Genomic DNA, 18,792 nt, shown 5'->3' on the forward strand with positions numbered 1-18,792 from the left:
CGGCGGGCGCCGGGGGGGGGCCGGGGGGGGGGGCGGGGCCGGCCCCCCCCCGGGCCCCCCCCCCGCGCCCGTGGCCGGCTTCTGCGGCCGGTTACGCTCCGGCCGGTGCCGGACCTACCCGGCGGGGACGGCTGAGCAGCGCCGCCCCGGCCAGTCCCGCACTGACGATCGCCAGGGCCACCGCCAGCATTTCGGGCCACATCCCGGTCTCGCCGAGACCGCTGCCCAGGGGGGTCAGCACGCCCGCCCGGGACAGCGCGTGCAGCGCGATGATGACCATGGCCGCGGCGGCACTGACCGTCCAGACCAGAGCGGTGTCCCGCATCGCCAGCCAGCCGGCCAGCAGCAGGTACACCACGGCGATGGCCATCGACAGCCCGGCGGCCGCCTGGGCGCCCTGCATGTGCCCGGCGTGCACCGGCAGGTGGCTCAGCCCGCACAGCGCCAGCGCGGCCGCGGCCGGCCAGCGCAGCACGGACCGCAGCACACCGGGGAACGCGTAGCCCGGCTGCCGGGGCTCGTCGTGCCCGGCGTGCTGCTGGGCCCACGCCGGCTGCCCGCCCTGCTGCTGGTTGGCGGCGGGGCGGGACCAGGGGGTGCGCTGCGGCGGCTGCTGGTGCGATGCGTTGTCGTACCGGCCGCCGGCGCCGGCCGGCTGGCCGGTGGGGCCGAGGGGGCGGACGTCCGGGTCGAGGAACGGCATGGCGGCGGTGGGCTCGGGCTCCCCCGGGCCGCCGCCCGGACCGCCGGAGCCGCCCGGACCGCCGGGACCGCCGGGGCCGCCGGGACCGCCGGGGCCGGGGTCCGACGGGAAGTGCGGGGGCATGCCGTACGGGTCGGTGCCGCCCGCCTTCGTCCGGTCGAACAGCTCGATGAGCTGCGCGACCTCCTCGACGGACCGGCCGACGGCCGCCGCGCGCAGCGCGTCGTGCCCGGCCTCCGCGGTGTGCGGGTCGGACCGGAGCAGGTCGAAGAGCTCCGCGACCTCGCTCACCGGACGGGAAACGACCGCCAGCCGGAGGGCTTCGTCGCCGGGATTGGGAACGTCGCCGCTCCGGCGGAGCAGTTCCACGAGGGCGGCGACTTCCTCCAAGGGCCGATGGGTGACTGCCTCCCACAGAATCGTGCGGGCCGAGTTCTTCTCAGGGGTGAGGGGCGGAATGTGCTCGCCGTGTTCTGTCGATGACAGTTCGGCGTCGCCCCCACAAATAGCTGGTTCGGATGTCATGGAGGACTCCACTGAACGATGGGAGCGTCAAACACCAGGAGCGCTGACACTCGGCGGACGTTGTGCTGCTGTGCTTCAGCCAACGTCCCTCTTCGGCGCGGTCGCCATTCAGGAAGGCCATCCGGTGGAGACACGCCGGGACGCCCGGGCGCGCCGCGCCCGCGGGCCAAACCGCGGAGGGCGTCATGGCGGCCGGCCTTTCCGTCCGCGGGGGCGGCGGGATTTTCGAGGTGCCGTGGGCCGCCGGGCCTGATTCGCTGGTATCGGGCAGCTTCCCTACACAGTGCGAGGACAGACCATGGACGCAACCGGAGAATCCCGTGCACGCATTCAGCAGATGCGGGACAAGGCGAGGGAATTGCAGGAGACCGCGGAGCGCACCAATGATCCGGAGGAGCGGAAGCGGCTCCAGGAGAAGGCCCGCCGGCTGCAGTCGCAGAGCGAGCAGGAAAGCCTGATGCGGGGCGGTGACATCTACCCCTCGGAGTGAGCGGGACGGCAACGACGGGACGGGACGCGGCCGGCGGGCCGCGTCCCGTCCGTGTTTCCCCGGCAGGACGGCGGGGGCCGTCACACGGTGAACGGCTGCTGCTCCAGGAATGCCGGGTCGGGATTTCCGGTCGTGTAGAGATTGGGGCTCTGGGTGGGCGGCATACCGCGCTGGATGTCGCGGTGGAACGTGCGGTAGCCGCCGCGGAAGGTGCCGCCGTTCCAGACGTCCAGGAGGGTCCCGGTGAATTTCCCGTTGGTGTCGCCGTCGGAGGCCAGCTGATTGTCCTGGCAGGCGGCGAGGAGCACGGCGTCGGCGGCCGGTTCGCGGCTCTTGCGGGCGCCGAGTTCCCGCTGGATCTCCTGGAAGAATTCCCGGTCGCGCCGGTAGATCTCGTACTGCCGGTCGGGCGGCATCAGCCGGGCGGCGTATTCACCGTCGCCCTGGTCCGGCACTTCCACGGCGGTGCCGCTGTGGCAGCAGTCGAGGACGACGAGGAGGCGGACGCCGCGGGCGAACCGGCCGAATTCCCGGTGCAGCTCGTCGTCGAGGAATTCCCGGTCGTACAGCACCAGCGTTTCGTCGAACCGGTCCGCCTCGGCGTCGCCTCCGGTGGTGTTGGGGACCTGGCCGCCGTGCCCGGAGTAGGTGAGCAGCAGGATGTCGCCGCTCTTGAGCGTCTTGGCGGCCTTGCGCAGTTCGGCGGTGACCCGCTCGACGGTGCCGTCGGTGGTGAGCAGGGTCGTCGGGGCGAAGCCGGCGCCGCGGGCCAGCGCGGCCATGTCGTGGGCGTCGTTCTCGCAGGCGACGAGCCGGCCGTCCCAGCCGCCGTACCGGGCGGGATCGACCTGGTTGAGTCCGACGTGGAGGGAGAGGCCGATGGGCATCGCGGGCTCCTTGGCAGCGGCGGGGGTCGGGGCAACGCCTGGATGCGTTCCGTGGCCGGCCGGCCGGTGAACTCGCCGGCCCGCCCAACCGCCTGAACGGTCCCCTGCGCGCACGCCGGCGGCCGCCGCGGGCCGGTGCGGGCGGCTGTTGGAGTGGCTTCGCCGGGGACGCCGGTCGGCGGACCGTACCACCGGGAAGCGGTTGTCATATGACCACATCCGACGCGTCCCGGGCCGGCCGTGCCACCACCGGCCCGGCGTCCGGGGACGCCCTGGCGGGCCGCGCGGGCTACGACGAGCACTTCCTCGGCGTGCCCGTGCCGCTGCCGGTGCCGGCCGTCCCCGGGACGGAGACCGTGGTCCTGCCGTACACCCACTTCACGGTCCTGCTGCGCCCGGACCGGCGGCTGGCGGCGGCCACCGGCGTCTGCGTCGACGGCCGGCTGCTGCGGGAGCACGTACCGCGGGAGGGCGGCTGGCAGTTCGACCCCCGGCTGCCCGAGGACCTGCAGGCCGGCGACGCGGTCTACCGCGACAACTCCCTGGACAAGGGCCATCTGGTGCGCCGCCTCGACCCGGTGTGGGGCGACGTCGCGGAGGCCGGCCGGGCCAATGCCGACACCTTCCACTACACCAACGCCGCCCCGCAGGCCGATGTGTTCAACCAGGGCAGACGGCTCTGGGCCGGGCTGGAGGATTTCCTGCTCGACCACGCCGCCGCCCACGACCGCAAACTGGCCGTGCTGACCGGGCCGGTGCTGCACGACTCAGACCCGCCCTACCGGGGCATCCAGGTGCCGCTGCGCTTCTGGAAGGTGGCCGCGTTCGTCCAGGACGGTGCGCTCGCGGCCACCGCGTACGTCCTGGACCAGAGCCCGGACCTGACCCGGGACGCCGACCGGGCGCTGGCCGGCGCGGTGCCGGGCGCACCGCCGCCGCTGGGCGCCTACCGCACGTTCCAGGTGCCGGTGTCGGACGTCGCCGAGCTGACCTCACTGGACCTGGGCCCGCTGCCGGCCGCCGATCTGATGCCGGTGACGCGCGCCCCGAAGGAACGCTGGAAACGACTCACGTCGCACGACGACATCGTGCTGCGGCGCGACTGAACGGCGAGGGAACACACCATGCGACCGAGCGTCGTCTACGTCCACGGCAACGGCAACAAGGTCCGCCCGGACCTGCTCAAGTCCCAATGGGACACCGCCCTGTTCGGCCGGGACATGGGCGCGGCGTCGCGGATGGCCTACTGGGCGCCGGTGCGCTACCCCGCCCCGCTGCCCGACCACCGGCCGGACCCGCTGGACGGCGGCCCGCAGCCGGCCAAGGGCTCCCCGGCCGGCCTTCAGGAGCGCGCCACGAACTCCTCGGCCGCCGTCCCGCCCCCCGACGAGTTCGTGGCACGGACCCTCGACGAGGCCCGGCAGGAGGCCGGCGGCACCACACCGGAGCGGCGGGCGCGCCCCGACGAGGACGCCCTGGCCGACTGGCTGCGGGACATGACCTACCTCGCGGACACCCTCGCGCACACCGAGGCCGCCCCGGAGCCCGGGCCGGCCGACGCACTGCCGCTGGAGGTCGTGCCGTTGCCCCGGCCCGGCCGCACCGCGCTGTTCCGGGCGCTGGTGCAGCACGCGTTCAAGGACGTGTACGCGTACTTCTTCGGCGGTGCGGGGCCGGCGATGCGCGCCGTGATGCAGGAGGCGCTGGACGGCCTGGACGGCGGCCCGCTGGTCGTGGTCGGGCACAGCCTGGGCACGGTCATCGCCTACGAGGTGCTGCGGGAGCAGCAGCGCGACGTCGCGCTGCTGGTCACCGTCGGCTCACCGCTGGCGATCACCGAGATCCAGGACCGGCTGGCCCGCCCGCCGGCCGTACCGGACGGCGTGGCGGCCTGGCGCAACGCCTCCGACCTGCGGGACCTGGTGGCGCTGGACCACACCCTGCGCCCCGAGTACGCGCCCGAGGACCGGGTCACCGACGTGCTGGTCACCAACGACAGCCGCAACCACCACAGCATCGACGCGTACCTGTCGCAGCACCCGGTGCGCGAGCCGGTGCTGCGCATCTTCGGCGACGGTCCGGGGTAGGCCGGGCATGCCGCTGACCGAAACCGAGTGGGACCTGGTCACCACCTGGGTGCAGAACCATCTGGTCGACACCACCGAGCCGCACGACCGGCTCGCCGAGTACGGATTCCCCGAGGACTTCGTCGCCGCGCTGCCGCTGACCCACATCAGCTCCGACAACGCCCGGACCCTCGTGCACCGCTCGCGCACGGACATCGAGCGGCAGCTGCGGCTGATGGAGGCGCTCACCACGGTCGACGAACTGGCCGTGCTGCCCGACATCGTGAAGGTCCGGGAGTTCCGCGACCGGCTGCGGGAGGACTGCCGCGCGCACGCCGCGCAGGACACCTTCCGCACCTGCGTGCTGAAGAACGGCGCCGAGGCCTTCATCGACCGGCAGGGCCTGCGGGAGACGCTGCGCCGGTTCATCGCCGACCCCGACAAGTGCATCCTGCTGGTCGACGGCGAGCCGGACAGCGGCCGCTCGTACACCTACACCTTCCTGCGCCACATCGGCCAGCACAGCGGTTTCCGTCCCGTCCGGGTCACCCTGTCGCGGACCTCCACCGCGGCGAAGGTCGTCCGGCGGCTGGCCGACTTCGTCGCCGAACCGGGCACCGGCCCCGCCCCGCTCAACCCCACCGGCCTCAACGACCCGCTGCCGTCCGTCGAGGAGGCCGCGCACTGGGTCGCCGGCCGCGCCACCGCCGCCGAGGAGCGGCTCTGGCTGGTGCTCGACGAGTGCGACCGGCTCGACCCCAGCTCCGACGTGTGGGACTTCATCGGGCAGCTCGCCACGGCCGTCTACGAGCACTCCGCGGTCCACGGCGACCAGGCACCCCGGCTGGTGCTGCTCGGCTACGGGCGGGCGATGCGCCAGCTCCCGTACGACCTGCGCGGCAGCGTGTCCTGGGACACCGCGCGGATCGTCGAACCGGGCGATCTGCGGTCCTTCTTCCACCAGGTCTTCCACGAATCACCGCCACCGGCGCTGGCGGCCGGCGACCCGCGCGGGTCCGCCATCGACGAACTCGTCGAGGTCGCCGTGGAAGAGGTGCTCTACGCCGCGGAATCCGGCGGCGGGGCCGGCGAGAGCTATATGCGCCGGGTCAGTACGGCGGTGGAGGGAGCGGTCCGTGTCTACCGGTCCCTCTGAGCGTCCGGCCCCGTCGGGCCTGCGGGAGGTGTTCGCGGCCCGCCTGCGCGAGGCGCTGCACACCGGCGGGGAGCGCCGCGGCGGCGTCTCCCCCACCCGCCGCGCCTACCGGGAGGCGGCCTGTCTGCTGGCCCGTTTCGACCCCCGCGAGCTGCGGCTGCCCGACGAGAAGCACGCCACCGGCCGGGCGGTCCTGGAACTCGTCGACGACTGCACGACCCTGGGCATGCAGGACCAGGCCGGCTGGGCGCTGAAGGCCGAGGTCCGGGAGGAGGCGCTGGTCGGGCTGGCCGGGCCCGAGGCCGCCCGGCGGCTGCTCGCCGCCAACATCGGCCAGCTGCCGGCCGAGCCCGGGCCCGAACGGTTCGCGCTGGCCCAGCTGTTCGGCACACCGCTGGCGATCGACCGGCTGACCGCCGGTGAACTGGCCGACGCGCTGCAGGCGGTGCTGTGGCTGTCCCGGGTGCCGGGCATGACCGGTCTGCCGGACACCGGCCGGCTGCAGCGCGCCCTGGAGCGGGCCCGGCTGCTGGAGCCGCTGGAACGCCTGGTCCGCCGCCCGTTCCAGGGCCGGGCCGCCGAACTCGCCGAGCTGCACGCCTACGTCGCGCTGCCCAGGGCCGCCGCACCGCCCGGGCCGCCGGCGGCCCCTCCCGGCGGCGGTCCCGGGCCGGTCCCCGCGATGGTCATCCACGGGCCCGGCGGCATGGGCAAGAGCACCCTGCTCGCCAAGTTCCTGCTCGACAGCGTCCACGACCCGGCCGGCGGCATCCCGTTCGCCTACATCGACTTCGAGCGGCCCACTCTCTCCGTCCACGAGCCGATCACGCTGATCGCCGAGGCGGCCCGACAGCTCGGCATCCAGTACCCCGCCCACCGCGCCGAGCTGGACGCGCTGGCCGAGGAGTGCCAGCAGGTCGCCCGCAGCCAGCGCGAGGGGCAGGAGCGGGTGACCCAGCTGCACGAACTCGCCGCCACCCGGGCGGTCCTCGGGCGCAGCTACTCGCAGCAGTTCCAGTCGGCGGCCATCGGCCGGGAGACCGGGCTGGTCCGGCGGGTCGGCGAGGTCCTGACGCGGGCGGTCGCGGAGGCGAAGTCCCGCCCGGACGACCCGGATCCGCCGTTCGTGGTGGCCCTGGACACCTTCGAGGAGGCGCAGTACCGCGGCTCACCGGCCCTGGGCCGGATGGTGGCGGTCTACATGGCGTTCCAGAGCGCCTATCCGCGGCTGCGGTTCGTGGTCTCCGGGCGCGCACCGGTCGAACACCCGGCGAAGCAGGTGAAGTCGCTCGACATCGAACTCGGCGAACTCGACCCGGAGGCGGCGGTGGGCCTGCTCGCGTCCTGCGGCGTGGACGACCCCGAGGTGGCCCGGGAGCTGGCCGCCCGGGTCGGCGGGCATCCGCTCAGCCTGAAGCTGGCGGCGCGGGCCGCGACCCTCGCGGGCCTGGCGGGCGAACCGACCGGTGAGCTGATCCGCAGCCTGCCCGAACGCCGGCGGGAGGTCTTCCGCCGGGTCGACCAGCTCCTGGTGCAGGGCATCCTCTACGACCGGATCCTCAGCCACATCGCCGACGAGGACATCCGCCGGCTCGCCCACCCCGGCCTGGTGCTGCGGGTCATCACCCCGGAGATCATCCAGGACGTGCTCGCCGGGCCGTGCGGCCTCGACGTGCCGGGCCCGGAGCGGGCCCGGGAGCTGTTCGACGAGCTGAGCCGGCTGGACATGGTCGAGCCGGCCGCTCCCGACGCGGTGCGCTACCGCGGCGACGTCCGGGCCATCATGCTGCGGCTGCCCGGCGGCGACCGCACCGCGGTGATGCGGGAGGTCGAACGGCGCGCGGTGGCGCACTACGCGGCCCGCGACGGACTGGAGGCGCGCGCCGAGGAGATCTACCACCGGCTGCGGCTGGACGAGAACCCGCGCTCGGTGGAGGAGCGCTGGCTGCCGGGCGTCGAACGGTTCCTCGCCGGGGCCGGGCAGGAGATGTCGCCGCGGGCCGCGGGGCTGCTCACCGCCCGGCTCGGCGGCGGTGCCCCCGACCACGTGGCGGCCGGCGCGGACCAGGAGGACTGGGAGCGGATCGCCGCCCGGGAGGCCGAGGACCTGCTGGCGCAGGGCTTCGCCACGGCGGCCCTGGAGCGGATCGGCCGGCGCCGCCCCTGGACCCCGTGCAGTCCGCTGCACGCGCTGTACGCCGAGGCGCTCAGCCGCGTCGGGCGGCGGGACGAGGCCCGGCGGGCGGTCGCGGACGCCCTGGTCCCGGCCGGGCGCGCGGGATGCGGGGAGCGCCGGCTGGAGCTGCTGCTGCTCTCCGCGCGGCTCGCGCAGGAGGACGGCGATCCGGTGCACGCCGACCGCGCGCTGCGGGCCGCGGAGGACGTCGCGGTGGGCCTCGGGCAGGACCTGGAGGCGATGGGCGCACTGCTGGCCCGGGCCCGGCTGACCGCCGACGAGGGGCGCGCGGAGCCGGCCACCGGCCGGCAACTCGCCGAGCGGCTGCGGAAGTTGCCCGACGACGTGCTGACCGAGCAGCCGGTGCTGGTGCGCGCGGTCGCCTCGCAGATCTACACCCAGGCCCCCGGCGCGCTGGAACACGCCGTGGAGGTGGTGGGGCTGCCGTCCGACGACGAGACGCTGGACGCGCTGGGCGCGGCGATGCGCCGGGCGACCCGCCGGCAGCCGGCCCTGCTGGGCAAGGTGATGGAGATCCTGGACGAGGCCGCCGGGCCGTCCCGCCCGGAGCCCGGGGCCGCACCGACCAGCATCGCCGGGATCCTGCGGCTGGCCCGGGACCGCGGCACCCTCGACGCGCTGGCCCGGCGCCTGCTGGCCGTACCGGACCGCAGCGGGGAGATCGTCGCCGGAGTGGCCGCGGCGATGGGAGTGGGCAGCGGCGCACGGACCACCACCGGCGAGCACGTCCGCGCCGCCCCGGCCCCCGAGCAACGACACGCGCGCGAAAGGCGTGATGACCGGTGAACGGCTACCTCTCGCCGGACGAGATCCGGGCGGTGCTCGACGCCGCGGTGGAGACCGGGCTCGCCGACCCGTCGGTGCGGCCGCTGCTGATGGACGGGATCATGCCCCGCTACCGGGGCACGCTGCCGCTGCACCCCGCGCCGGGCCGCCAGGTGCACTCCGACCTCAGCCAGATGAACCGGGTGGAGCGGCTGGTCGACGGCTCGGTGCCGCTGGAGATCTGGCTGCGCAACGCCGTCGCCGAGACCACCGAGGCCGAGCCGCTCACCGTCTTCCAGCGGGCCCTGGACGACGTGGCGCGGCAGGCGGGCGGCGAGCCGGACGTCCTGGCCACCATGCCCGCCCCCGGGGAGATCAAGGAGGAGATCGTCCACCGGGACGACACCGTGCCGATCGGGTTCCTGCGCGGCGGGGAACTGGCCGGCGGGGCGGTGGCGCGCCTCAAAGTGCCGCCGTACCAAGGCGGTGCGCCGCTGCAGCCGAACGGCTTCCCGCACTCCGGCACCGGCTGGCTGATCGCCCCCGACCTGCTCGTCACCAATCACCACGTGGTCAACGCCCGGGCCGGGACCGGCGCCGGACGGCCGGTGGCCGACCCGGAGGACCTGCACCTGCAGGCCCGGCACACCCGCGCCCGGTTCGACTACGACACCGACGACATCGAGACCGAGGAGGCCGCGGTCGCCGAACTCGTCGCGGCGGACGCGGCGTTGGACTACGCGCTGCTGCGGCTGGCCGAGGCGCCGGCCCGGCCGGTGCTGCGGCTGGCGGAACGGCCGCTGACGGTCGGCCGGGGCGACTACGTGGCGGTCAACATCATCCAGCACCCCGGCGGCCTGCCGAAGCGGGTCGCGCTGCGCAACAACCTCGTCTACGAGGCGGACGAGAACGACGTGCGCTACTTCACCGACACCCGCGGCGGGTCCTCGGGCTCACCGGTCCTCACGGACGACTGGAAGGTGGTGGCCCTCCACCGGGGCACCCGGCGCGTGGAGAACGTGCTGTTCCAGGGCCGGACCACGGCGTTCGTCAACGTCGGCACCCAGATGCGCAGCGTGCTGCGCCATCTGGAAACCACCAGTCCCGGCATCCATGCCGAGATCCAGGCGGCACAAGCGGCGCCGTAGCGCGAGGCGACGGCACCATCGAGGAGGCAAGATGCCAAGGCGGAACAGATCACCGGTCGCGGCCGGCCCGGAGCAGGTCTTCTCGGACCTGCACGAGGTCGCGGCGCGGGTGCGGGACGGACTGTCGTCCGAGATCCCCGAATCCCTGGAGGAGCTGCCGGCGGAGCAGCAACCCGCCGGCCAGATCGCGCAGTTCGCGCAGGCCGAGCGGGCCCGGGTGCTGACCGCGGGCGCGATCGGCCTGGAGAAGCTCGCCGAGGGGCGCACCGACGAGATCAGCGACGACGAGTCCTTCGGCATGGAGGCGATCGTCCTGCTGGAGGGCCGGCCGGCGATCCTCGTCCAGAACCACGACTTCGCGCCGCAGCAGGGCGACTGGGCGGTGCTCGACGGGCACCGGGCGGCGATCCGGGAGTCGTTCGCGCGGGTCGGCCGGGTCGAACTGTCCGGCCACATCAGCCTGGACTGGCTGGGGACCGCGTTCCTGGTCGGCCCGGACACCGTCCTGACGAACCGTCATGTGGCGCAGGAGTTCGCCCGCGGCGACGGCCGCGGCTGGACCTTCCAGCAGGGCATCAGCGCCAACGTCGACACCGGCGAGGAGTACGTCGACCCGGTACTCGCCGGCGGCGGCCCGGCACCCGGCGCGGCGAGCCCCTCGTTCGACGTCGTCGAGGTGGTGGGCGTCCACGAGGACGTCGACCTGGCCCTGCTGCGGGTCGCCCCGCCGCCCGGCGGCAGCGCGCTGCCCCCTCCCCTGGCGGTGGCCGCGGACGCCCCGGCCGACCTGCCCGGCCGCCCGGTGTACTGCGTGGGCTACCCGGCGTACGACGGCCGGCGCAACGAACCCGAGTCGATGCGCCGGATCTTCATGGACATCTACAACGTCAAACGGCTGCAGCCCGGCACCACCACGGGGCTGGTGCCGGACCGGAACGTCATCGGGCACGACTGCTCGACGCTGGGCGGCAACAGCGGCTCCCCCGTCATCGACCTCACCGACCACCGGGTGCTCGGCCTGCACTTCGGCGGCCGCTACGGCCTCGGCAACTACGCCGTGCCGCTGTGGCAGCTGGTCGAGGATCCGCTGCTGGCCCGGGCGGAGATCAACTTCGTCTGAGTCCGGCCCGGGCCGCGCCCTGCCCGCGGGTCAGCCGCCGTTCTTGACGAACTCGGTGGTGTAGGTCTTCTTCAGATCCACCGACGCGTTCTTGAGGTTCGGGTTGAAGGACTTCAGCACCCGCTCCACGGTCGCCGGGCCGTCGGCCGGCATCACACCGTCCTTGGTGAACATCGGCAGGGTGTCCTTGATCGCCTGCACATAGAGTTCCTTGCCGCCCTGCGCGTAGTCGGCCGGCATCTTGTCGGCGATCTGCTCGGGCGTGTGCGTGGACATCCACTTCAGGGTCTTCACGAAGGCCTTGGCGAGCTTGCGCACGGTGTCCTTGTGGCTGTTCACCCAGTCGGTGTTCATGTAGAGGCTGGACGACGGGTACGGGCCGCCGAGCGCCTCCTTCGACCCCTCCGGCGTGCGCATGTCGATGAGCACCTTGCCCAGGTTCTTGTCGAGGACCTGCGCGACGGTCGGGTCGGTGGTCATCCCGCCGTCGATCGAACCCTGCTTCATCGCCGAGAGGAAGGTCTGCCCGGCGCCCACCGCCACCGGGGTGAACTCGCTGGTCTGCACCCCGTTCTTCACCGCGAGGTACTTGGTCAGGAAGTCGGTGGACGAGCCGAGCCCGGTGACGCCGAGCTTCTTGCCCTTGAAGTCCTTGGCCGAGGTGAGGCCTCCGGCCGCCTTGGTGGAGACCACCTCCACCTCGCCGGGAGCGTGCGCGAACTGCACCACCGACTCCACCTGCTTGCCCTTCACCTGCAGGTCGAGGGTGTGGTCGTAGAAGCCCACGACGCCCTGGACGTCACCGGCGAGGAGCGAGGTGGTGGCCTGCACACCGGCCGGTTCGGTGAGCAGCGTGACGTGCACGCCCTCGTCCTCGAAGTAGCCCAGCTGCTGGGTGAGTCTGGCCGGCAGGTAGATGACCTTGTCGAGACCACCCACCATGATCTTGATCTTGCCGTTGTCGCCGCCGGCCGCGGCGTCCTGGGATCCGTTGTCACCACAGGCCGTGAGGGTGGTGAGGGCGAGCAGGGCGGAGGCCGCCGCGGCGGTCAGCTTGACGGACGTACGCATGATCAAATCCTTGAATTCATGAGTGGGTTGACGGGAAAGGGAGCACGGCCGGTCAGCGGCCGTCCGAGGCGTCGGCCGGCTTCCAGCGGAACAGCCGCTTCTCCAGGAACGCCAGCAGCCCCTCGGCGACCAGGGCGACCAGGGCGAGGATCGCCATGGCGGCATACACACCGGCCGCGTTGAACGTGCCCTGGGACGCCGCGACCAGCAGGCCGAGGCCCTTGGTCGCGCCGATGTACTCGCCGACGATCGCGCCGATCAGCGCGAAACCGAAGCTGACGTGCAGGCTCGTGAAGATCCACGAGGTGGCCGACGGGATCACCACCTGCAGGGTCACCTGACGGTTGCTCGCCCCCAGGATCCGGGAATTGGCCACCAGATTGCGGTCCACCTCCCGCGCGCCCTGGAACGCGTTGAAGAACACCGGGAAGAACACCAGGACCACGGCGGACGCCACCTTGGACGCCGGGCCCAGGCCGAACCAGATCAGGAAGATCGGCGCCAGCACGATCCGCGGCAGCGCATTGAGCACCTTGATGTACGGGCCGAGCACATCGGCCAGGAAACGCACCCGGCCCAGCGCGATGCCCAGCACCACCCCGGTGAGCACACCGATGACCCAGCCGAGCAGCGCCTCGTAGAGCGTGTACCAGATCTGCTCCCACAACGGGCCCTGCGGAGTGCCGTTCAGCGCCCACTGGCTCATCTGGTCCCAGATCCTCGACGGCATCGAGAAGTTGAACGGATCGATGACCGCGGCCCGGGCCAGCCCCTCCCACAGCCCGAGCAGCCCGACGAGCAACAGCACCCGGGTGCCGTACACCAGCAGCCGGCGCCGGCGCGCGGCCCGCGCCCGCTCCCGCGAACGGTCCGCACGGGCACCGGACTTGACCACCGCGACGGGCGCGTGGACGGTCTCAGGCGGCATCGACGGCACCCCTCTCGCGGGTGATGCGGACCTCTTCGCCGAGCGAGGACCAGATCTCCCGGTAGATCTCGATGAACCGCGGCTCCAGCCGCACCGACTCGACCCGCCGGGGCCGCGGCAGATCGATCTCGAAGACCTCCTTGACGGTCGCCGGCCCGGCCGTCATCACCACCACCTTGTCGGCGAGCGCGATCGACTCCTCCAGGTCGTGCGTGACGAACACGACGGAGGCACCGGTGCCCGACCACAGCTCCAGCAGCTCGTCCGACATCAGCGCCCGGGTCTGCACATCGAGCGCCGAGAACGGCTCGTCCATCAGCAGGATCCCCGGATCGTTGACGAACGTCGCGGCCAGCGCGACCCGTTTGCGCTGGCCACCGGAGAGCTGATGCGGATAGCGGTCCTCGAAGGCCGCCAGCCCGACCCGGGCCAGCCACTCCCGCGCCCGCGCTCTGGCCTCCGCCTTAGGCACACCGCGGAACCGCGGCCCGGCCATCACGTTCGACAGCACGGTGCGCCAGGGGAAGACCGCGTCCTGCTGGAACACGAAGCCGACCGAGTCGCCGATGCCGCGGACCGGCTCCCCGGCCACCAACACCTCGCCCCGGGTGGGCTCCTCCAGCCCGCTGATCAGGGTGAGCGTGGTGGACTTCCCGCATCCCGTGGGGCCGACCACGGCGACGAACTCACCGCGCCCGACCACCAGATCCAGATCCCGTACGGCGGTGTGCAAGCCCCCCGACGGGGTCCGGAACGTCTTGCTGGTGCCCCGTAGTTCGATGGCGGGGCTCAGGTGGCTGTTCATGGGCCCGGACGCTAGGTGTGATCCGGCACACCGACACGCTTCTGGCCACAACCCGCCTTTGTGCGCGCAAACCCTGTTGTGCTCGTTTTGCTCACGCTAGAACAACAACAACATCACCAGGGGGTGCGCGGATGCTCACGCACGGCATACCGTTGCGAGCATCACGCGTAAAGAGAATGTGTCGGTTCCGCGCACACGCGGCAGGGGCCAAGGACGAGGAGAGCATGCGGATCCACTGGCCCCGGCGCGTCTTCGCCCAGGTGCTGACCGCCCAACTCACCCTCACCACCGGTGTGATGGTGCTCGCCACCAGCCTGTTCCTCGCCCCGCTCAGCTCCGAACTCGACGACCAGGCGATGCGCCGGGCCCAGTCCATCGCCCAGACCACCGCGGCCGACCCCGACCTCCCCCGCGACATCACCACCACCCCGCCCGACCGGCACGGACCGGTTCAGACCGCCGCGGAGCGCATCCGCCGGGCCACCGGCGCCCTGTACGTCGTCGTCATGGACACCCGCGGAGTGCGCTGGTCACACACCAACCCCGCCGAAATAGGCCGGCACGTCTCCACCGACCCCAGCCGCACCCTCGCCGGACGCGAGGTACGCCAGATCGACACCGGCACCCTCGGACGATCGGCCCGCGCCAAGGTCCCGCTGCGCGACCCCCGCGGCCGCATCGTCGGCGCCGTCTCCGTCGGCATCGCCTACGACAGCGTCCACAGCCGCCTGATCGGCACCCTCCCCGGCGTACTGCGCTACGCGGCCGCCGCGCTCGCCGTCGGCGTCCTGGCCGCGGTCGCCCTCGCCCGCCGGCTCCGCCGCCGTACCCACGGCGTCGCGTTCACCGACATCTCCGCACTGCTCGACGAACGCGAGGCGATGCTGCACGGCATCCGCGAAGGCGTGGTCGCCTTCGACCGGCACGGCCGGATCCGGCTGGTCAACGACGAGGCCGGACGACTGCTCGGACTCGACGCCGGGGCCGCCGGACGCCCCCTGGAGGAGGTGCTGCCGCCGGGCCGGACCACGGAAGTCCTGGCCGGGCGGGTGGCGGGCACGGACCTGCTGGCCGTCTGCAGCGGCCGGGTGCTGGTCGCCAACCGCGTACCCACCCGGGACGGCGGCGCCGTGGTCACCCTCCGGGACCGCACCGAACTCGAACTGCTCGGCCGCGAACTCGACGGCACCCAGGGCCTGTTGGACGCCCTCCGCGCCCAGGACCACGAACACGCCAACCAACTGCACACGGTACGCGGCCTGCTCGAACTCGGCCGGTACGACAAGGCCGTCGAATTCGTCACCGAAGTGGCCAGCGCCCACCGGGCCTCCGCGGAACAGATCGCCGAGCGGGTGCACGACCCGCTGCTGTCCGCACTGCTCGTCGGCAAGGCCGCCATCGCCGCCGAACGCGGGGTGTCCCTGCGGATCTCCGACGCCACACTGCTGCCGCACGCCGTGGTCGACCCGCGCGACCTGGTGACCGTCCTCGGCAACCTGATCGACAACGCACTCGACGCCACCGCCGAACGCCACCGCCGACAACCCTTCGTCGAGGTCGAGTTGCGGGCCGAACACCGCACCGTCGTCCTACGCGTCGCCGACACCGGCCCCGGAGTCCCGCCCGCCCTGCGCGAGCAGATCTTCGCCGAGGGCTGGTCCACCAAGACCCCCCGCCCACCGGCCACCGGACGGCCGTCCACGGCCCCCGTGACCTTCCACCGCGGCCGCGGCATCGGCCTGGCACTGGTGCGCCGGCTCGCCGAACGCTACGGCGGAATGGCCCGCGTCACCGCCCGCGCCGGCGGCGGCGCGGTCTTCACCGTCGTCCTGCCCGAAGCACTCCAGGAAGAACGCCCCACCACATCGCCCACCACCTCACCCAGCACCTCACCCCTGCCCACGCCCACCACGTCGCCCACCACGTCGATCGGAGAATCACGATGACCGCCGGAGCGGACGATGGATGATCGGCGGAGCGTCGCGACGGATGGCCGTCGGAGCGTCGCAATGGACGACCGTCTGTGCCTCCCGATGAACGACCGTCGGAGCGGCGCGATGGAGGATCGGCGGTGCGTCCCGATGAGCGACCGTCTGTGCCTCCCGATGAACGACCGGCGGTACCTCCCGATGAACGACCGTCGGAGCGGCGCGATGGATGACCGTCGGTGCGTCCCGGTCACCGACGGTTGGAGCGTCCCCCTGACCGGAGGCCCCCGGTGATCGACGTACTCGTCGTGGACGACGACTTCCACGTCGCCGAGATCAACGCCGCCTACGTCTCCCAGGTGCCCGGCTTCCGGGTCGCCGGCTGCGCCCACACCGCCGCCCAGGCACTCGCCGCCCTGGAACGCACCCACGCCGACCTGGTGCTGCTCGACCACTACCTGCCGGACGAGAACGGGCTGTCACTGCTCCGGCGGCTGCGGCAACTCGGCCACCGCACCGATGTGATCATGGTGACCGCGGCCCGCGACGTGACGACCATCCAGGACGCGATGCGGTCCGGCGCGCTGCAGTACCTCGTCAAACCGTTCGGCTTCTCCGGACTGCGCGCCAAGCTCGACGGCTATGTCGCGCTGCGCCGCACCGTCGAGGGGGTGAGCGGCCGCGGCGAGGCCGGCCAGGAACAGGTCGACCGGATCTTCGGCGCCTTCCGCACCGCCGAATCCCCGCACACCGAACTCCCCAAGGGCCACTCCGCGGCCACCGTCGGGCTGATCCGCCGCGTCCTGGATGCGGCCCGGGTACCACTGTCCGCCCACGAGGTCGCCACCCGCGCCGGCGTCAGCCGCTCCACCGCCCAGCGCTACCTCAAACACCTGGAACGCAGCGGTCACATCATCCTGACCCTCAAATACGGCGACACCGGCCGCCCGGAACACCGCTACCGCTGGGCGGCGGCGGGCTGACCCGAGCCCCCAGCGCCCCTGGCTGCCGGAAACACCTCCCCCGCCGGACGGCCACGTGCCGGCCCGGGACCACGCCCCACCGGGCAGCCACGGGCCGGGCCGAGACCACGTCCCACCGACCGCCAACGGCCCACCGGCCGGCCGCCTCCCACGTCGCACCGCCCGGCCACCCGGAACACTCCCACCGCCGGGCGGCTACGGGCCGGCCCGAGACCACGTCCCACCGATCATCCCGAAACCTGGCGAAACCGTAGTCCAACCCCGGGCGGCTACGGGCTTCGCTTCCCCGGTCCGGATCGCCTCCCTGGGCATTTCTCCCGTCCGGGCCCCGGCGGGGAGACGCACCTCCTAGCCTCCCAATCATGGACATCTCGACGACCGGCAGGGGTGACACGGACCCGACCCCCGCCCTCCTCGACGCAGCGCAACTGACCGCCGACCCGGACTTGGCGGCCCGCTTCCCCGCCGAGGCCCACCGCGTGCTGGCCGACCTCGTACGCGCCGGCGCGCCCCTCGGCTGGGACGACCCGCCTGCGCCGGACGAGGTGGCCGACCTCATCGCCCGGGTCCTGCGAGCCGCACGGCACGGCGATGCGGCACTGCGCGCCGCCTACCTCGGCCGCCGGCTGGTCGGGCTGGGGTACTGGCTGCGCTACACCCAGGCGACCAACCGCCAGCACGCCGATCTGGTCAAGATCGCGGTGTCCGCCGAGGCACACGGCCGCGGCATCGGCAGGTCGCTGACCAGCACTTTGGTCGCCGATGCCCGCAAGGCGAAGATCGAGGTCCTCACCCTCGACGCCCGCGCCGACAACACCCGCGCACTCCGCCTCTACCGCTCCCTCGGCTTCCGCGAGTACGGCCGCCTGCCCGCCTTCGTCGCCATGGGCGGCCGCCGCTACGACAAGGTCTTCTACATGCTCGACCTCCGCACGTACACGCTCGACCTCCGCACGGAAAACCCCGCCGACCACCCTCCGCCTCCCCCCGCGCCTTGACATCCCCTCCCGCAGGACTCAGGATCCCTCCGTGACGTCCAACCTGTCAGACAGCCAGACAGCCTCCACCGGTCCCGGCGCTTCCGGCGGTCCCGGCGCCGGTGGTCCCGGCGCTACCGGCGCTCCCGCCGGCGCCTCCGTCGCCTCCGCCTCTTCCAGCACGTCCGTCACTTCCGTCACTACCGGCGGTGTGCCCCGCCGCGTCAGCGCGATGGAAGCGGTCCTGCACCATCTGCGCGGCGCCATCGAACGGGGCGAGTACGCGGTCGGCGACAAGCTGCCCTCGGAGGCGGAACTCTGCCGCCGCCTGGAGGTGAGCCGACCCGTACTCCGCGAGGCCCTGCGCGCCCTACAGACCATGGGGCTCACCGTCTCGCGCACCGGCAAGGGCACCTTCGTCGTCTCGGACGGAGCGGTGGCCGACCCCACCTTCGGCGACTACGCGGCGAGCGACCTCCTGGAGGTCCGCCGCCACGTGGAGATCCCGGTCGCCGGGTACGCGGCGCAGCGCCGTACCCCGGAGGACCTCGACCACCTCACCCACCTGCTGGAGCGGATGGAACGGGAGACCGACACCACCGCCTGGGTGGCCATGGACACCCTCTTCCACCTGGCGGTCGCCCAGGCCGCCCGCAACCCGGTCTTCCGCCGCGTCATCGAGGAGATCCGCGACGCCCTGGCCCGCCAGTCCGCGTTCCTCAACGAGCTCGGCGGCCGCCGCGAACAGTCCAACCGCGAGCACCGCGCCATCGTCGAGGCCCTCATCGACAATTCCGCACCCGACGCCGAACAAGCCATGGCCCACCACCTCACCCGCGTGGAAACCACCCTCACCCAAATCGTCGCCGCCGCCCCCGGCCCCTCCCCCGCCCCCGGCGCGGCCCCCACCCCGAATCCCGAGCCCCAGCCGTGACCAAGCACCCCCTCCACCAGCCGTCCCCTACCGGCAACCCCTCGCAGGAACACCACCTGCCCACCACCCCCTCCCCCGCCGGTTCCGCACCCGTCCCCCTCTCACCCGC

The 18,792-nt window shown here is 73.0% G+C and carries 16 protein-coding genes; 11 read left to right on the forward strand and 5 right to left on the reverse strand.

Annotated elements, in window-relative coordinates; all coding sequences use genetic code 11:
• Positions 1 to 91: 91 nt before the first annotated feature.
• Positions 92 to 1,228: a hypothetical protein gene (locus AB0E02_RS23620; RefSeq protein WP_362142349.1), complete on the reverse strand. Its 1,137-nt coding sequence runs from the start codon at positions 1,226 to 1,228 to the stop codon at positions 92 to 94.
• 298 nt (positions 1,229 to 1,526) lie between these two features.
• On the opposite strand from AB0E02_RS23620, the gene AB0E02_RS23625 reads away from it, so the two are divergent.
• On the forward strand, positions 1,527 to 1,718 hold the full coding sequence (locus AB0E02_RS23625) for a DUF6381 family protein (protein ID WP_362142351.1): 192 nt from the start codon (positions 1,527 to 1,529) through the stop codon (positions 1,716 to 1,718).
• 80 nt (positions 1,719 to 1,798) lie between these two features.
• Here AB0E02_RS23625 and AB0E02_RS23630 read toward each other — a convergent pair whose 3' ends face one another.
• Complete coding sequence (locus tag AB0E02_RS23630) at positions 1,799 to 2,605, reverse strand: caspase family protein (RefSeq protein WP_362142353.1); 807 nt, start codon at positions 2,603 to 2,605, stop codon at positions 1,799 to 1,801.
• A 209-nt stretch (positions 2,606 to 2,814) separates the two neighbouring features.
• On the opposite strand from AB0E02_RS23630, the gene AB0E02_RS23635 reads away from it, so the two are divergent.
• The 6 genes from AB0E02_RS23635 to AB0E02_RS23660 are packed head-to-tail and all read left to right on the forward strand — an operon-like array spanning position 2,815 to position 11,057.
• Entirely contained in the window at positions 2,815 to 3,711 is an 897-nt protein-coding gene (locus AB0E02_RS23635; protein ID WP_362142355.1) for a DNA/RNA non-specific endonuclease, read from the forward strand.
• Positions 3,712 to 3,729: 18 nt separating this feature from the next.
• On the forward strand, positions 3,730 to 4,692 hold the full coding sequence (locus AB0E02_RS23640) for an alpha/beta fold hydrolase (RefSeq protein WP_362142357.1): 963 nt from the start codon (positions 3,730 to 3,732) through the stop codon (positions 4,690 to 4,692).
• Positions 4,693 to 4,699: 7 nt separating this feature from the next.
• Positions 4,700 to 5,827 carry a hypothetical protein gene (locus tag AB0E02_RS23645; protein ID WP_362142359.1) on the forward strand — a complete coding sequence of 376 codons (1,128 nt, stop codon included), beginning with the start codon at positions 4,700 to 4,702 and terminating at the stop codon, positions 5,825 to 5,827.
• On the forward strand, positions 5,808 to 8,810 hold the full coding sequence (locus AB0E02_RS23650) for an ATP-binding protein (RefSeq protein WP_362142361.1): 3,003 nt from the start codon (positions 5,808 to 5,810) through the stop codon (positions 8,808 to 8,810). The genes AB0E02_RS23645 and AB0E02_RS23650 overlap by 20 nt, the downstream gene beginning before the upstream one ends.
• On the forward strand, positions 8,807 to 9,937 hold the full coding sequence (locus AB0E02_RS23655; RefSeq protein WP_362142363.1) for a trypsin-like peptidase domain-containing protein: 1,131 nt from the start codon (positions 8,807 to 8,809) through the stop codon (positions 9,935 to 9,937). The genes AB0E02_RS23650 and AB0E02_RS23655 overlap by 4 nt, the downstream gene beginning before the upstream one ends.
• Positions 9,938 to 9,968: 31 nt before the next feature.
• Positions 9,969 to 11,057, forward strand: a complete 1,089-nt coding sequence (locus tag AB0E02_RS23660; protein ID WP_362142365.1) for a serine protease — start codon at positions 9,969 to 9,971, stop codon at positions 11,055 to 11,057.
• A 30-nt stretch (positions 11,058 to 11,087) separates the two neighbouring features.
• Here AB0E02_RS23660 and AB0E02_RS23665 read toward each other — a convergent pair whose 3' ends face one another.
• Genes AB0E02_RS23665 through AB0E02_RS23675 form a run of 3 tightly spaced genes read right to left on the reverse strand, consistent with a single transcriptional unit; the run spans position 11,088 to position 13,861 of the window.
• Positions 11,088 to 12,128 carry an ABC transporter substrate-binding protein gene (locus tag AB0E02_RS23665; RefSeq protein ID WP_362142366.1) on the reverse strand — a complete coding sequence of 347 codons (1,041 nt, stop codon included), beginning with the start codon at positions 12,126 to 12,128 and terminating at the stop codon, positions 11,088 to 11,090.
• A gap of 52 nt (positions 12,129 to 12,180) precedes the next feature.
• Positions 12,181 to 13,056, reverse strand: a complete 876-nt coding sequence (locus AB0E02_RS23670; protein ID WP_362142368.1) for an ABC transporter permease — start codon at positions 13,054 to 13,056, stop codon at positions 12,181 to 12,183.
• A complete protein-coding gene (locus AB0E02_RS23675; protein WP_362142370.1) occupies positions 13,046 to 13,861 on the reverse strand; it encodes an ABC transporter ATP-binding protein in 816 nt (271 codons plus the stop codon). The genes AB0E02_RS23670 and AB0E02_RS23675 overlap by 11 nt, the downstream gene beginning before the upstream one ends.
• Positions 13,862 to 14,085: 224 nt before the next feature.
• On the opposite strand from AB0E02_RS23675, the gene AB0E02_RS23680 reads away from it, so the two are divergent.
• The 4 genes from AB0E02_RS23680 to AB0E02_RS23695 all read left to right on the forward strand — a co-directional run bounded on the left by AB0E02_RS23680 (position 14,086) and on the right by AB0E02_RS23695 (position 18,683).
• Positions 14,086 to 15,807: a sensor histidine kinase gene (locus AB0E02_RS23680; RefSeq protein ID WP_362142372.1), complete on the forward strand. Its 1,722-nt coding sequence runs from the start codon at positions 14,086 to 14,088 to the stop codon at positions 15,805 to 15,807.
• Between the two features lie 272 nt (positions 15,808 to 16,079).
• Complete coding sequence (locus tag AB0E02_RS23685) at positions 16,080 to 16,772, forward strand: response regulator (protein WP_362142374.1); 693 nt, start codon at positions 16,080 to 16,082, stop codon at positions 16,770 to 16,772.
• 362 nt (positions 16,773 to 17,134) lie between these two features.
• The gene (locus AB0E02_RS23690) at positions 17,135 to 17,770 is read left to right on the forward strand and encodes a GNAT family N-acetyltransferase (protein WP_362142376.1); all 636 of its coding nucleotides are present in this window, start codon (positions 17,135 to 17,137) and stop codon (positions 17,768 to 17,770) included.
• Between the two features lie 211 nt (positions 17,771 to 17,981).
• Positions 17,982 to 18,683, forward strand: coding sequence for a FadR/GntR family transcriptional regulator (locus AB0E02_RS23695; RefSeq protein ID WP_362142500.1), 702 nt, complete (start codon positions 17,982 to 17,984; stop codon positions 18,681 to 18,683).
• Positions 18,684 to 18,792 lie beyond the last annotated feature (109 nt).

The sequence above is a fragment of the Streptomyces sp. NPDC048196 genome (genome assembly GCF_040652715.1).
Classification (GTDB): Bacteria; Actinomycetota; Actinomycetes; order Streptomycetales; family Streptomycetaceae; genus Streptomyces; species Streptomyces siderophoricus.

What these genes read in the sequence shown, in the direction of transcription:
- AB0E02_RS23665 (WP_362142366.1), bottom strand. Translation starts at nt 12,128, where the DNA reads ATGCGTACGTCCGTCAAGCTGACCGCCGCGGCGGCCTCCGCCCTGCTC.
- AB0E02_RS23690 (WP_362142376.1), top strand. Translation starts at nt 17,135, where the DNA reads ATGGACATCTCGACGACCGGCAGGGGTGACACGGACCCGACCCCCGCC.
- AB0E02_RS23630 (WP_362142353.1), bottom strand. Translation starts at nt 2,605, where the DNA reads ATGCCCATCGGCCTCTCCCTCCACGTCGGACTCAACCAGGTCGATCCC.
- AB0E02_RS23680 (WP_362142372.1), top strand. Translation starts at nt 14,086, where the DNA reads ATGCGGATCCACTGGCCCCGGCGCGTCTTCGCCCAGGTGCTGACCGCC.
- AB0E02_RS23620 (WP_362142349.1), bottom strand. Translation starts at nt 1,228, where the DNA reads ATGACATCCGAACCAGCTATTTGTGGGGGCGACGCCGAACTGTCATCG.
- AB0E02_RS23660 (WP_362142365.1), top strand. Translation starts at nt 9,969, where the DNA reads ATGCCAAGGCGGAACAGATCACCGGTCGCGGCCGGCCCGGAGCAGGTC.
- AB0E02_RS23675 (WP_362142370.1), bottom strand. Translation starts at nt 13,861, where the DNA reads ATGAACAGCCACCTGAGCCCCGCCATCGAACTACGGGGCACCAGCAAG.
- AB0E02_RS23625 (WP_362142351.1), top strand. Translation starts at nt 1,527, where the DNA reads ATGGACGCAACCGGAGAATCCCGTGCACGCATTCAGCAGATGCGGGAC.
- AB0E02_RS23670 (WP_362142368.1), bottom strand. Translation starts at nt 13,056, where the DNA reads ATGCCGCCTGAGACCGTCCACGCGCCCGTCGCGGTGGTCAAGTCCGGT.
- AB0E02_RS23695 (WP_362142500.1), top strand. Translation starts at nt 17,982, where the DNA reads ATGGAAGCGGTCCTGCACCATCTGCGCGGCGCCATCGAACGGGGCGAG.
- AB0E02_RS23645 (WP_362142359.1), top strand. Translation starts at nt 4,700, where the DNA reads ATGCCGCTGACCGAAACCGAGTGGGACCTGGTCACCACCTGGGTGCAG.
- AB0E02_RS23635 (WP_362142355.1), top strand. Translation starts at nt 2,815, where the DNA reads ATGACCACATCCGACGCGTCCCGGGCCGGCCGTGCCACCACCGGCCCG.
- AB0E02_RS23640 (WP_362142357.1), top strand. Translation starts at nt 3,730, where the DNA reads ATGCGACCGAGCGTCGTCTACGTCCACGGCAACGGCAACAAGGTCCGC.